The 12,971-nt window shown below is 71.0% G+C and carries 15 protein-coding genes and 1 pseudogene; 9 read left to right on the forward strand and 7 right to left on the reverse strand.

Translation table 11 applies throughout. The annotated features are described in order from the left end of the window. Positions 1–121: 121 nt before the first annotated feature. The gene (locus IF83_RS0129100) at positions 122–751 is read right to left on the reverse strand and encodes a hypothetical protein (protein ID WP_158711131.1); all 630 of its coding nucleotides are present in this window, start codon (positions 749–751) and stop codon (positions 122–124) included. 766 nt (positions 752–1,517) lie between these two features. Here IF83_RS0129100 and IF83_RS0129105 point away from each other — a divergent pair. Then, positions 1,518–2,465, forward strand: coding sequence for a pirin family protein (locus tag IF83_RS0129105; RefSeq protein ID WP_051723525.1), 948 nt, complete (start codon positions 1,518–1,520; stop codon positions 2,463–2,465). A 177-nt stretch (positions 2,466–2,642) separates the two neighbouring features. Here the strand turns inward: IF83_RS0129105 and IF83_RS0129110 are convergent, their stop codons facing one another. Further along, complete coding sequence (locus IF83_RS0129110; RefSeq protein ID WP_030549300.1) at positions 2,643–3,065, reverse strand: ATP-binding protein; 423 nt, start codon at positions 3,063–3,065, stop codon at positions 2,643–2,645. Positions 3,066–3,189: 124 nt separating this feature from the next. Next, entirely contained in the window at positions 3,190–4,401 is a 1,212-nt protein-coding gene (locus IF83_RS0129115) for a helix-turn-helix transcriptional regulator (protein WP_030549301.1), read from the reverse strand. Between the two features lie 192 nt (positions 4,402–4,593). Between IF83_RS0129115 and IF83_RS0129120 the strand changes: the two genes are divergently transcribed. The 3 genes from IF83_RS0129120 to IF83_RS0129130 all read left to right on the forward strand — a co-directional run bounded on the left by IF83_RS0129120 (position 4,594) and on the right by IF83_RS0129130 (position 6,553). Continuing rightward, positions 4,594–4,902, forward strand: coding sequence for a hypothetical protein (locus IF83_RS0129120; protein ID WP_030549302.1), 309 nt, complete (start codon positions 4,594–4,596; stop codon positions 4,900–4,902). Positions 4,903–4,931: 29 nt separating this feature from the next. Continuing rightward, on the forward strand, positions 4,932–5,135 hold the full coding sequence (locus IF83_RS30845; protein WP_030549303.1) for a hypothetical protein: 204 nt from the start codon (positions 4,932–4,934) through the stop codon (positions 5,133–5,135). Between the two features lie 320 nt (positions 5,136–5,455). Beyond that, positions 5,456–6,553: a hypothetical protein gene (locus tag IF83_RS0129130; protein WP_030549306.1), complete on the forward strand. Its 1,098-nt coding sequence runs from the start codon at positions 5,456–5,458 to the stop codon at positions 6,551–6,553. 175 nt (positions 6,554–6,728) lie between these two features. Here the strand turns inward: IF83_RS0129130 and IF83_RS0129135 are convergent, their stop codons facing one another. Both IF83_RS0129135 and IF83_RS0129140 read right to left on the reverse strand, forming a co-directional pair. Further along, a complete protein-coding gene (locus IF83_RS0129135) occupies positions 6,729–7,088 on the reverse strand; it encodes an ArsR/SmtB family transcription factor (protein ID WP_030549308.1) in 360 nt (119 codons plus the stop codon). A gap of 265 nt (positions 7,089–7,353) precedes the next feature. Continuing rightward, positions 7,354–7,776: a hypothetical protein gene (locus IF83_RS0129140; protein WP_347877136.1), complete on the reverse strand. Its 423-nt coding sequence runs from the start codon at positions 7,774–7,776 to the stop codon at positions 7,354–7,356. A gap of 370 nt (positions 7,777–8,146) precedes the next feature. Between IF83_RS0129140 and IF83_RS0129145 the strand changes: the two genes are divergently transcribed. Continuing rightward, positions 8,147–8,872: a dienelactone hydrolase family protein gene (locus IF83_RS0129145; protein WP_030549311.1), complete on the forward strand. Its 726-nt coding sequence runs from the start codon at positions 8,147–8,149 to the stop codon at positions 8,870–8,872. Positions 8,873–8,942: 70 nt separating this feature from the next. On the opposite strand, the gene IF83_RS35395 is transcribed toward IF83_RS0129145, so the two are convergent. Beyond that, positions 8,943–9,068 carry a hypothetical protein gene (locus tag IF83_RS35395; RefSeq protein WP_279617239.1) on the reverse strand — a complete coding sequence of 42 codons (126 nt, stop codon included), beginning with the start codon at positions 9,066–9,068 and terminating at the stop codon, positions 8,943–8,945. Between the two features lie 94 nt (positions 9,069–9,162). Then, positions 9,163–9,951: a class I SAM-dependent methyltransferase gene (locus IF83_RS0129155; protein ID WP_030549313.1), complete on the reverse strand. Its 789-nt coding sequence runs from the start codon at positions 9,949–9,951 to the stop codon at positions 9,163–9,165. Positions 9,952–10,259: 308 nt separating this feature from the next. Here IF83_RS0129155 and IF83_RS0129160 point away from each other — a divergent pair, with 308 nt between their 5' ends. The 4 genes and pseudogenes from IF83_RS0129160 to IF83_RS0129175 all read left to right on the forward strand — a co-directional run bounded on the left by IF83_RS0129160 (position 10,260) and on the right by IF83_RS0129175 (position 12,880). Continuing rightward, entirely contained in the window at positions 10,260–11,078 is an 819-nt protein-coding gene (locus IF83_RS0129160; protein WP_244177258.1) for a hypothetical protein, read from the forward strand. A gap of 525 nt (positions 11,079–11,603) precedes the next feature. Further along, positions 11,604–12,490, forward strand: a pseudogene (locus tag IF83_RS30850) (helix-turn-helix domain-containing protein). Next, a complete protein-coding gene (locus IF83_RS0129170) occupies positions 12,487–12,672 on the forward strand; it encodes a DUF397 domain-containing protein (protein WP_030549318.1) in 186 nt (61 codons plus the stop codon). The pseudogene IF83_RS30850 and the gene IF83_RS0129170 overlap by 4 nt, the downstream one beginning before the upstream one ends. A 19-nt stretch (positions 12,673–12,691) precedes the next feature. Next, on the forward strand, positions 12,692–12,880 hold the full coding sequence (locus IF83_RS0129175; RefSeq protein WP_030549320.1) for a DUF397 domain-containing protein: 189 nt from the start codon (positions 12,692–12,694) through the stop codon (positions 12,878–12,880). Positions 12,881–12,971: the final 91 nt, after the last annotated feature.

Genomic DNA, 12,971 nt, shown 5'->3' on the forward strand with positions numbered 1-12,971 from the left:
TGACACCACCCCCCAGGTCATCCCATCGACAGGGGGACACAGTCATGCCGGGCCCGGAGGCCAGCGGCCCTCTTGCAGGACCGCGAAAAACATAACGGGCGGGACGGTGCGGCGCGCCGGCTCAGCGCCGTTCGAGCGGCTGCTGATAGGAGGTCTGGATGGGCGGCGCCGGGCGCGTCTGCAGACCGAAGAGCGAGCCCGCGGCGACCACGAGTTCACCGGCCGAGCCGATGGCGATGTCGGCGGGGACGTTCATCCGGCGCAGCGCCCCGGAGAGGGTGTCCTCGACGAGCGCGAGCCGCACGTTGAGCGCGCCCGGTCCGCCGCGGGCGCGGCCGGACAGGTCCGTCAGCACCTCCTGGGCGCTGTTCTGCAGGTCGGCCATGGTCTGCCAGCCACCCGTCTGGCGGGCGGGGGCCTGGCCCTGCGCGGCCGGCGCGCCGAGGGTCTGGGGCAGGCGGACGGCGAGATCCGCGTACCACTCGGAGAGCACTCCGGACATCTCCGAGCGCAGTCCGTCGAGGAAGACCAGGAGGACGGCCGCCCCCATGTTCGTGCTGACGGGCGGATGAGCGGGGGGGCCACCGCCGTTCGGACCGCCGTTGGACTGAACCCCCAGGTACGAACGGAGGACGACGGGCACTTCCTCCTGCTGCTGCTGGGGCCGGAGCGGCACCAGTATGTCCCGGACGGGGGTGATCCCTCGAGCGGCCCGCTCCGCCGCTGCCTGGCAGGCGTAATCAGTGGGCACGGGGCACACCACTCCTCTCCACTGCCATATCGGCAGTGGCTTCACATGTTTGGCTTGAATGATCGAGGTCGTACCGTACCCCCATTCGAGTGGTTCGGGGAGGTCTTCGGGCAGGTGGAATTTCACGCATCGGAGGCGTACGGTCGCAGAGCGGGGTGCGGCGAAGCCCCAACTCCCTTCCAGCGATGGACATACCGCCCGGTAGGCGGATAGCGGAGGTACCGGCCGAAACCCGGACGTGACGGGGGCCGGCCGCCGTCCGGAACCGGCCTGGCATCCACCGGCCCCGGGGCACCGGCATCCCGTCCGGAGCCGGTCCCGTACGAACCGGTCCCGGACGGAGCCGGCCCGCGGCCCGCGCGGCGCCCCGGCGGGCCCGAGGAGGGCCCGCGGACCGAGGCGGGCCGGTCGCCACCGGCCTCCCGGACGCAGCGCGGACGCCGGTCCGGGGGAAGGCCCGTCGCACGGCCGAGCCCGGCCCCCGCCGGGGACCCGGCGCACCGGGCGCCAGGGCGGGGCGTACCGGGTCCAGCCAGCGGCAGGGCGCTGCGGACAGCGGCCCGCCGGGCCCGCCGGGCCACCGCTTCGGCGCCGAGAAGGTGACCCGCGCGGAAGTCTCCGGAATGCTGGTGCGCCAGAGGTGTGCCACCGCCCGCCGGGCGGCCGGCTCGGCGGTCCGAGGGGCCCGCCGTCGCCATCACCCGCCGACGGCCCGGCCGGCCGGCGCGGAACACGGGGGCACGGAGCACGGAGACGAGGAGTTGCCATGAGCGGACCGGTCGGCGCGGTGGACGCGCCCCCCACCGAGGCCGACACCGGCCATCCCACGGCCCCGTGCGTGGAGGTGACCGACAGCCGCGAGGCCCGCGTCGGGCGCTTCCCCGTCCGCCGCGCCCTGCCGCGCAGGGGCCGGCGCACCGTCGGCGCCTGGTGCTTCGCCGACCACATGGGCCCGGCCGACGTCACGGAGAACAGCGGTCTCGACATCGGCCCGCACCCGCACATCGGCCTGCAGACCGTCACCTGGCTCACCGACGGGGAGGTGCTGCACCGCGACAGCCTCGGCTCCGAACAGGTCATCAAACCCGGGCAGCTCAACCTGATGACCGCCGGCCGCGCCGTCGCGCACGCCGAGGAGGCCACCGGCCACTACCGCGGCACCCTGGAGGGCATTCAGCTCTGGGTGGCACTGCCCGAGGCAACCCGGCACGGCGACCCGGCGTTCGAGCACCATGCCGAGCTGCCGCGGAGCGACCTCGCCGGCGGCACGGCGACCGTGCTGGTCGGGGATTTCGCCGGTCTCACCAGCCCGGCCCGGCACGACACCCCGCTGGTCGGGGTGGACCTGGACCTGCACCGGTCCGCGACCGTGCCGCTGCTGCCCGCCTTCGAGTACGCGGTCGTGGTCCTCGAAGGGGAACTGGCCGTCCACGGACGGCCGCTGCCCCCGGGCAAGCTCGGCTACCTCGGCCGCGGCCGCGACGAACTCCGCCTGGACGTACGGGAACCGGCCCGCGCGCTGCTGCTCGGCGGCGAGCCCTTCGAGGAACCCATCGTCATGTGGTGGAACTTCGTCGGCCGGACCCGCGCCGAGATCGACGCCGCCCACGCCTCCTGGGAACGGCAGGACGACCGCTTCGGCCGCGTGCGGTCCACGCTGCCCCGCATCCCCGCCCGCGCCCCGCACTGGCAACGGCCGGGCGGGGGCGGGTGACGCGGCCGGGGCCGTGGACAGCCCGGGTCATGGCCACGGCTGTCCGGGGCCGGAAGGAACTGCTGGTCCGGCGAAGAGAACCTCACACCGCGAACCGGGCGACCGAGCCGTCCATGACCACGTCGGCCGAACGTCCTCGTGGACCCAAGTCACCCGCCCAGCAGCTCGGTTCGCACATCATCCGTGGTCCTGCCCCCGCAGTTGCGCCCACACCCGCTTGCCCCACGGCAGCGTGTCTGTGCCCCAGTCCTCCGCCAGTGCTCCCACGAGTGCGAGGCCGCGCCCGCCTTCGTCCTCGTCCCCCGGCTCCCTGACCACCGGCGTTCGCGCCGACTTGTCCACGACGCCGATACGCACCCGCGTCGGCCCCGGCCGGGTTACGGTGACCCGGATGGCATGGCTTCGCGCGTGCCGGACCGCGTTGGACACCAGCTCGGAAACGACCAGGACCCCGTCGTCGGCCAGATCCTCCATCCCCCAGGCGGCGAGTGCGGCGCGCACCAGGCGCCGGGCGGCGGCCGCGCTCTTCGGCTCGCACGGCAGAGTCTCGCTGTATCCGGGGCAGCCAGTGGGACGCGCCCACGTCACTGATTGCGGCATGTCGGTCCGCTCTCTCAACTCGGCTCCGCCCCGGGGCCACTGCACGGCTGCCGGGGCGCTGTCCGCTCGTGCAACCGACCTACCGGACATGTCACCAGGGACGTGACATCCCACTTTCGCGACGTTATGCGTCGATCCCCAGGAACTCCGCCAGCGGACGCAGACCGGGCGGGTGGTTGGGGAGGGCCCACAGGTCGCGCACGATGGCGACGGCCAGGGTGTGGTGCCGCATCCAGGTGGGTGCCACCCGGCGCAGGGACTCCAGCGTCTTCACCGCCCCGGCGGCGTCTCCGGTGTCCGTGTGCGCCCTGGCCACGTCCAGCAGCAGCCACGTCCTCCACGACGGCGGGGTGTCCTTGCTCAGCCTCATGCCCTTGGCCAGTTTCAGGGCCTCGTGGGGATGCCCGAACTGCACCGCGAGCCGGACGCGTTCGATGCGGACCGACGACGGGCTGAAGACGCTGACCATGCGATTGTCGCCGCTGTCGGGCAGCTTCGGGACGCGGGCGGCTTCCTTCTCGGCGGCTGCCATCATCTCCGCCGCACGTTCGTAGTCACCGCTCCGCGCGGCCGATGTGGCGGCGCTCATGGTCAGCGCGCCCCACACCTTCAGGCCGTCGGCCGTGGCGGTACGACCGGCGTCCGCCAAGTCGCCGGCGGCACGAAGGGCGATGCTCAGCGCGTCCTCCAGCCGTCCTTGCCGCTGGTAGGTCCACGCTGTGGAGTTGACGACCATCGCGAGCAGCAACGGGTCGCAGGACCGTTCCGCGGCATCCGCCGCGCGCTCCAGGCTCGCCAGGGCGAGGTCCGTCTTGCCCATCCGTACGGCGACGTGGCCGGCGAGCTGAAGTGCTTTGCCCAGCGCCGCGAAACCGGCCCCGCGGTCATCGGCGTCACTGGAGGCGGCGGCACGCGCGTCCGTGATCAAGTCCGGCAGGGTCTTCATCACCGTGTCGAACTCGGCGGCGTGGTAGTGCGTCCAGCTGTCCGCGATGCGCTCGCGCAGCCGGTCGAGGGAGAAGCCGGGCTCCGGCGGCCCCGGCTCGGGGCTCCAGAGGGCGGGCATGATGGCGCGGCGTACGGCGACGAAGCGGGGTCCGTCGTTCTCGCCCGTGTCCGAGACAGCGGGCGGGTCGCCGAGGAGCGTGGTCAGTTCCACGCCGAGACCGTCCGCCAGCGCGTGGAGCGTGGGCAGGCGTGCCGAGTGCTTGCGTCCTTGTTCGAGCTGACGGATCACATCGACGGAAACGCCGGAGCGCCCGGCCAGCTCTTCCTGCGTCAGCGAGGCCAGGCGGCGCAAGCGGCGCAGGGTCCGTCCCAGGTCTTGGTTCGCCACGCCGCCACCGTACGCCGCCGCGCCGGTCCGCCGAGCCTCCTCCGCGGCGGCAAACGCGCGGACCCGACCCGCTCGGCCGTCATCCGCAACCTCGTGACACACCGGCCGTCGTGGCCGTCGCGCTGCACTGCCCGCTCATCACACCGGAGAATGGGCACCTTGCTGCTGACAGGACCACAGAGCGAGGTACCGATGAGTGAGCCGACCGACCTGGACGCCCTACGACGGTTCATGCCGCCGCCGGCGGAGGGAGGCGCGAGGGTCGACTGGGCCGCCCTCACCACGTCCTGGGGCAAGCCGTTCCCGCCCGACTACCGGCACTTCATGGAGGTCTACGGACCCGGTGCCGTGCAGAACTACCTGTCGATCGGGAGGCCGGAGCCGAAAGTCCCGCTGGACCAGGCGCCACGGGACGGCATGGTGATCGAGTCGCGAACGCCGAGGCCGACTGGGAGACGGAGGAGAAGACACCCGAACTGGAGGGCGCGTCCCCCGCCCTGATCACCTGGGGGGTCGACGCCACCGCGGACATGCTGTGCTGGGACGCCTCGGACGACGATCCCGCCACGTGGCCGGTCGTGGTCTACCAGCGCAACGGCTCCCTGTGGAGCCGCTACGACTGCGGGATGGTGGAGTTCCTCGTCCGGAACCTCCGTGCCGCATGGCCGGAGAACCCGCTGGGCGGAGAGTTCCTCTGGGGCGTGAGCGAGGTGACGTTCCAGCCACGGGGCTGACGCCCCCGCTGTGAGCAGGGCGCGCGTTCGGCGGCCGGACAGCGGTCACGGACGCCGCCCGTCGCTCGCGGCCCTGCCGCTTCGCCCCGTCGAGCCGGTGCTCGGCGGGGCGAAGTGCTGCGCGGAGAGCGGGCGTTGGTGAGGCGGGCGCTGAGACGTCAGGAGCCTGCCGTGCGGCATCGAGGGAACTTCCCTCCAGCGGACGGCGCGTCACGACCCCGGCCAAACCCCCGGAGAAGCACGGCGGTTGGCCCGTGTGATGATGCACGGACCGTGAGCGGCCCTGGGGAGGGGCCGGGTGCCAGGGGAGGGCAAGCGTCGTGAGCGAGGGCGGGACATCCATACCGGACGAGGAGTGGGAGCGCTTCCTCCGAGAGGCCCGGGACGGGACGCGGAGCGCGCCCAAGGAGCCGTCGGCACGGGCCCGCATGGTGACGCGGCGGCTTCAGGAGCAGCCGCACCCGCCCGAAGGGTGGCGGACTTATCAGCAGCCGCAGCCGCGACGCGGTGGCAAGGGCTGGTACGTGGTCGGCCTGCTGGCCGCAGCCGGCCTGCTGGTCGTGGCGCTGTTCCCGGGGTGGGTGGCCGGGTTGTTCGCCGGCGGCGGAGGCGGCGGAAGCGCGCCGCTCGCCGCGGAGACGGCCCGTCCGGACCAGCCGCCGGCGACGGAGGCGGCACATCAACGGCCCACGTTGGAGGAGCCGTTCAGGGGTTCGCCCGCGGCGCGGTGGGGTGACGGGACGGCGGGGATCAGCATGCCGGCGGCGCGGGCGACCGGCTGGATGAGCAAGGAGGAGGTCGCCCGGGCGCTCGACCGGACCCGGGACTTCCTCGCGGCGTCCAGTCTGGATCCCGGTGTGCTGCGCGGGGAGCGGCCGCGCGAGGCGATCGCGCTGATCAATCCGCATCAGAAGGACGTCCAGGACTACTTGGCGGCCGCGTTCCGCGCGCCCAGCCGCGAGAACGACCCCCGGATGCTGTTCAGCCGTTTCGACAAGGCGGAAGTCCGTCTTGCCGGAGATGTGGTGAAGACACGGGGCCGGATCACGTACCGGGAGGGTGAGCGGGGTGCGGTCGAGGTGACCGCCGATGTCACGTACGTCTATCCGGTCGTCCGCGCCGCGGAGGGGAGCGACGAGGTCGCGCGCACCATCGTGCGCCGCGAGACCGTGATGAGCTGGGACGACCCGGAGAAGGTGGTCACCGAGCCGGGGACGTTCTCCCTCGTCTCCTACACGGCGGACACCGCCAACGGCGGCTGCGACACCTTCACCGGCTATCTCGTTCCGGAGTTCGCCGACGAGCGCGGGGGCGCGGGAGACGGCCCCGAGGTCGACCCGTACGACCGGAGCACGTCGATGGACACGCGCATGCGGGAAGCCGGCGAAGCGGGCTGCGGGACCGCCACCCGTTCCTGAGGCGGACCGGGCGCGGTGCCGGGCGCCGTCGGTCAGCAGGCGCAGGCCGTTGAGGCCGACGATGACAGTGGAGCCCTCATGCCCGGCGACGCCAGGGGCAGCGGGAGCGTGCCGGCCAGATCCCGGACGACCAGCCCGCTGATGAACACCCGGGACAGCCCCGGCCGGCTGCGGGTCAGTCGTGCGGGGCCTGCCCGCTCACCCGGTGGTCGGCGTGGCTGAGCGCCTCCATCACGAGCCGGCGGAGATGCCCGTCGCGAAGGCTGTAGTAGACGTGCCGGCCCTCGCGTCGCGTCTCCACCAGCCCTGCGAGCCGCAGCTTCGCCAGATGCTGGCTCACCGCCGTGCGGGACGCCTCGCACCGCTCGGCCAGTGAGCCGACGTCCGACTCCCCCTGCGCGATCAGCCAGAGCAGGTGCAGCCGGGTCACGTCGGACAGCATCGCGAACACCTCGGTCGCCTCGGTGAGACGCACGCTGTCCGGGGGCCGCAGATGCGCACCGGGTGCAGTTGGCAAGGACTCGCGAGCAGGCATGCGGACAGCGTAGAGGCCGCGATGCGACACCGCCGCCAGCGGCGTGGTCCGCCAACCGCAGCATCATCAGCGCCACGGCGGCCCGGGCGAGGTCCGCGCCGGCCATCAGGGTCCGGCGTCGCAGGCGGCCGACGGCGCGCGGCGCGGTGAAGCCGGCCCGGCGAGCCCGTATGCCGGCCGGGACCATGACGGGCGGGCAGCGGGCGGGACGGACCCGACGGCCCGCAGACAGGCAGGCCGTCAGACCGTCAGACCGGCACGGCCGCTACGGCGTGCCCGGAGCGGAGGCCGGGCCCCTGCCGCCCCGCAACTCCTGGACCGTTCCGCCGAGCTTGGCGCGGAACTCCTCCAGCATCTCCGGCTTCTTCGCGCTGACGATCCAGCGCGAGCCGACCAGATATTCGCCCCCGTAGACGGCGGCGGAGTCCAGCCAGGCCCGCTGGTGCTCCTCCTTGGGGAAGGTGGTGATGAGGTAGTCGACCTCCGGTGTGTGGCACACGCCCTGGCGCAGTTCGTCCGCCTCCAGGCGGATCTTGGCCTTGCACCCGGTCAGCCCGGCGATCACCTCGACCTTCGCCGGAGCCACGAATACGGCCTCCGAGGCACCGGTGGTCTTTGCCGAGCCGCTGGTCACCGCGGCGTCGTCCGCCCCGCCCCCGCATGCCGTGACCAGGGGTACGAGGACCAAACTCGCGGCGAACACGGTGCCGCGCGCCAGGCGGGCTGTGGGCCGGGGCCCGCGGGTGCGTCCGCGCCGGGGCCGCTGTGACTGCTCGGGGTGGTCTCGCACGTGCCCTCTCCGTCTCCGGGGCGTCCCTGTCCGCGCCGGCGTCCCGGCGGACGGCAACCGGCGGCAGGCATACGCCAAGGGGTACGGGCGAACGCCCGTTCCCGTTCACCGGCGCGGGAGCATGAGCCGGTGACCCGGCCGGCGCGGCGCGGACACACCGCCCGGGACGGGCGGCGTCGAGGGCCGCTCCGGCAGCAGGTCGCCCAGGGTTCCGCCGGCGGCGAAACACCGGTCCGGCCGGACTCGCCGATCACTACAGTCGGGCCTCATGACGACGGTCACCACGCGCACGGTCACCTACCCGGCCGACGGCCTGACGATGATCGGGCACCTCGCGCTCCCGGACGGTGACGGCCGCCGTCCCGCGGTCCTGCTCGGGCCCGAGGGGCCGGGCCTGAACGACTTCCAGCGCCGCCGGGCCGACGCCCTCGCCGAACTGGGTTATGTGGCAATGGCGTTCGACATCAACGGCGGGCGCTGGTTCACCGACCCTCAAGAGATGCTGGAACGCCTGACCCCGCTGCTCGCCGACCCCGACCGGATGCGGGAGATCGGGCACGCGGCGCTCGACGTGCTGCGCGCCGAACCGCGGACCGACCCGGGGCGGATCGCCGCCGTCGGCTACGGCACCGGGGGCGCGATCGCGCTGGAACTCGGCCGCGACGGCGTCGACTTGCGCGCGATCGCGACGGTCAACGGACTGATCACGGGGCGGCCGGGCGAGGCGGCGCGCATCCGCTGCCCCGTCTGGGCCGGGGTCGGATCGGAGGACCCGATCATGCCCGCCGCGCAACGCGACGCCTTCGCCGCCGAGATGCAGGCCGCGGGCGTCGACTGGCGCCTCGTGGTCTACGGCGGCGCCCTGCACGCCTTCCACCATCCGACAGTCGACCAGACCGTGCTGCCCGGGGTCGGCCACCACCCACGGCACGCGGAGCGGGCCTGGCGCGACGTCGTCGGCCTGCTGGCCGAGTGCCTGCCCGTCGCGGAGTGATCCGGCCCGGTACAGGCGCCCGGACGGCGAACCAGGCGGCCGGGAACCACCGACTGCCGTTGGCGGGACCTCACGGCGTATCCGGGTCGAGCACGGCATCGCGCATCTCAAGAACTGGCGTGCTCTGACCCGCCACCTCGATCACCGCGAGCACATGAGTCACACCGTCCAACCCGTCGCCGCACTGCTGTCCCATCAGCAGACCGCGGACCCGACGTCGACACGGCAGACGTGAACATCGAGCCCCATCGCGATCCTCGACGCCTCACCGCCAACCATGCACGAGCTCGCTAGCCCGCCTGCAAGACGAAGAACAGGAAGCACAGGAAGCGCGGCATGGCCGCGATGGCCTCGGGGAACAGCTCGCGGGCGGCGGGATCAGGATCCGGCTCGCTGATGACCGTGATCCGGAAACCGGCCCCGATGAAAGCCTCGATCATCGCGTGCAGCGGCCTGTGCCACCTGCTCACCAGGGCGGTCTGGCCGCCCACGGTCCACTCCACGGTCCAGTTGGTGGTGTCGAAGTAGTTGCACTCAGCCTCGCGACCGGCCTCGCGGTGTATGAGGTTGACGGCAAACGGATGGTCGACAGACACGATCAGCCGACCGCCCGGCCTGAGTACGCGGCGCAGCTCGGCCAGCGCCGGCCCCCAGTCCTCCAGGTAGTGCAGCACCAGGGACGCCGCTACATCGTCGAACGTGTCATCAGCGTAAGGAAGCAGGCTGCCCAGGTCCGCCACCTGCAGGTCCGCACCGTCGCCGAGCCGCCGCCGAGCCAGCTCCACCATCCCGGCACTCGTGTCGAAGCCACTCACAATGGCGCCACGGTCGCGCAGCGCGGCAAACAGGGCCCCCGAGCCGCAGCCCGCGTCGAGGATCCGCCGACCGGCCACGTCTCCAGCGAGGGCCAGCATCGCGGGCCGCTCGTAGTAGGCATTGACCAGGTTGGTTTCGTTTGCGGCCGTGTACGCCTCGGCGAAGCTGTCGTAGTCGTTGGTCTTCGACGGATCCACACTCACTGCGGACGGCGAGACCAGCTTGGTGGAAATCGCGTGCTCTTGGCGCTCGCTTGAGATCATGGTGCGGGAGACGTGCGGTGCAGCAGTTCGGTTCCTGGCCGCTCCCGATCGCCCTCACAACCTTGAAGATCCAACGAACCGTGCTTTCAAGCGTCATGTCATGTCGGCCTCAGGAACAGGCACTGAGCTTGAGTTTTAACCTCCGCAGCCTGTGAAGCTGGTGGCGACACATGATGGGTCTGGGTGTCTGCGAACATTGGTGCGGCATGTTCGTTCGCCCGTGAGGTGATCTTTTGCGGAAGGTGGCACTGCGTTCCCACGCACTGTTGCCTCGGCAGTACGACCACCGGAGGGTCCTGGCGACCACGGTGGATGCCTGGGACAGGGCTCTCTGGCTGATCTGCCCCGATGCGGAACTTGAGCCGCGATCGTACGGAAGCTCGTATCCCAGACCCCGCAACTACCCCTACGACGCGCTTCTCGTCATCGACGACGGCGGCACCGTACGCGAACGTACCCTGCACGACGTGAGCGTGCGGGTCAGCGACGTGGACGCCCTGCCCAACGGGCGGTTCCTTCTGGTGCAAGGACGTGTATCCCGGGGAGAGCGCAACGCACAGGTATACGGCCGAGACGGCCGACGCCGACGCGCCTTCCAGATGGGGGATGCCATCGAGTTCATGCTGGCGGACCGACGGAACCATGTCTGGAGTGCCTACTTCGACGAAGGCGTCTATGCCGACCCCATCAGCGCCGCCGGCCTGGTGCGCTGGGACAGTGGCGGTCGTCAGGAATGGCGATACTCGGCTCCCGAGGGCGTCGAATATATCGACACGATCTATGCCTTCAACGTCGACGACGGTGTGGCCTGGGCCAGCTATTACCCGACCTTCCCACTGCTGGAAGTCCGCACGAACGGGCGAACCCGCATCCGGACGTCGCCCGTGGTCGCTCCCCGTGGACTGGCCGTGCATGGGGAGGAGATCGTGATGCTCGGCGGGAACCGGCAGCACGACCGGCTCCACCGCTGCCGCATGACCGGACACGAAGTCCTACTGGTCGAAGAAGCGCAGCTCACTCGCCCAGACGGCGCACCGCTCAAGCGGTACGCAAGCCCCGTTGGACGGGGACGACATCTGTATCTGCGCGGTTCATCGACCAGGCAGTGGTTCGTGACCGACATATAGGCCGACGTTGGCCCCTTGGGTTTCGGAACACCCGCGAGCCCCGGCTGAGCGTCGCCCGTGTCACGAAACCTGGGGCCGCTGGGTCTGCTCGTGTTGGGGAACACGTATTGCCTCTGGATCTGACAGCCAAGGCTCTCGGCGAAGGTTATAACCAAGGTCTGAGAGCCTTGGCGGCTCTCAGCATGGCGCATCCCGCTTCGGTGTTCGCATCGGCCGACGGGCTTGAGCACGTTCACCGGGTGACCCGGCCCCGGCCGCCCCCGGTATGCCCCGTCCCCGCATCGGCGGACCACTGAATGAACACACGTACGGTTACGATGCCTTGACGGGTCACGGGGCCGGTCGGCGGCGAATACACCCCAATTGGCAGCGGATTAACACCATTCACGAGCGACGGCATACGTACTGAGCGTCAGCGTACGCACACCATTGGTGGACAGCGTGCGTTACTCGGCGTGACGATGGAGCCGAGTCAGAAGCGGTACGGGGTGGCACGCGCGCGGGAGGTGGCCGATGGTGGCCGAGGTGTCCTACGGGAACACGGACGACGACGCCGGGGAAGGGGCGACGGGGGAAACGAACACGGCGGTCTGTGTCGAGCCGGCGACATCGGACAGCATGCGCACGTTCGGGGCGGTCGTGCAGGCCCTGCGGGAGCACGCGGGTCTGAGCCGCGAGGAGTTGGCCACCCTGGTCCGCTTCTCCAAGCACACAGTCGCCTCGGTCGAACTGGGCCGCCGGATGCCGGACCGCGCCTTCGTGGAGCGGGCGGAGGAGGTGCTCGGCAACACGGGGGCGCTGCGGCGGGCCGCTCCGCATCTGGCGCGGCATGTGGGTCTGGCGAGTTGGTTCCGGCAGTGGGCCCGGCTGGAGACGAAGGCGATCAGCCTGTACACGTACGAATGCCGGGTCGTGCCCGGCCTATTGCAGACGGAAGCGTACGCGCGTGCGGTGTCGCTGGACGTGCCGCCGCTGCCCGACCCGGACGCTCTGGAACAACGAATCGCGGCACGGCTCGCACGGCAGGAGTTGCTGGCGGTCACGCGCAAGCCGCCGACGGCGTTCAGCTTCATCGTGGAGCAGGCCGTACTGGAGCGGTGGACCGGCGGGGAGGCGGTGACGCGGCAACTCTTGGACCACCTGGTGGAGTTGATCGAGCAGAACTGGAACGTGGAGTTTCAGGTGATGCCCACGCGGCAGCCGTCCCACGCGGGTATGGACGGACCGATCATGCTGGCAGAGACGTCCGAGAACCGGTGGTTCGCCTACTCGGAGGGACAGCAGAATGGGCGGTGATCTCCAATTCGAAAGAGATCAGTCTGCTCCAGCAGCGGTATGCGAAACTTCGCTCACAGGCCCTGCCCCCTGAGGACTCCGTGGGCCTGCTGAAGCGATTGCGAGGAGCGCTATGACCACGTCCGAACTGACCTGGTTCAAGAGCAGCTACAGCGGCTCGCAGGGTGACGCCTGCGTCGAGGTGGCGAAGGGCCCGCAAGCGATCCACGTCCGGGACTCCAAGGACCGGCAGAGCCCCGAACTCACCTTCTCCCCCACCACCTGGAACGTCTTCGTCACCCACACCGCGCAGGGCTGAAGCAAGTTCAGGGAGCGCTATGACCGGCATTGACGAACGAGCCTGGTTCAAGAGCAGCTACAGCGGTTCCGACGGTGACGACTGTGTCGAGGTGGCGAAGGGCCCGCGGGCGGTCCACGTCCGGGACTCCAAGGACCGGCAGAGCCCAGAGCTCGCCTTCTCCCCCACCGCGTGGACAGACTTCATCACCCACACCGCCCAGGACTGACAGTGAGGATGTGACGTGGCTTCTCCGACGGGTCTGACTCACGGACTGACCGACGTCTCGACTGTCTTGTTTGGGATTTGTCGATCCGCTC

The sequence above is a fragment of the Streptomyces albus subsp. albus genome, from assembly GCF_000719865.1.
Lineage (GTDB): Bacteria > Actinomycetota > Actinomycetes > Streptomycetales > Streptomycetaceae > Streptomyces > Streptomyces albus_E.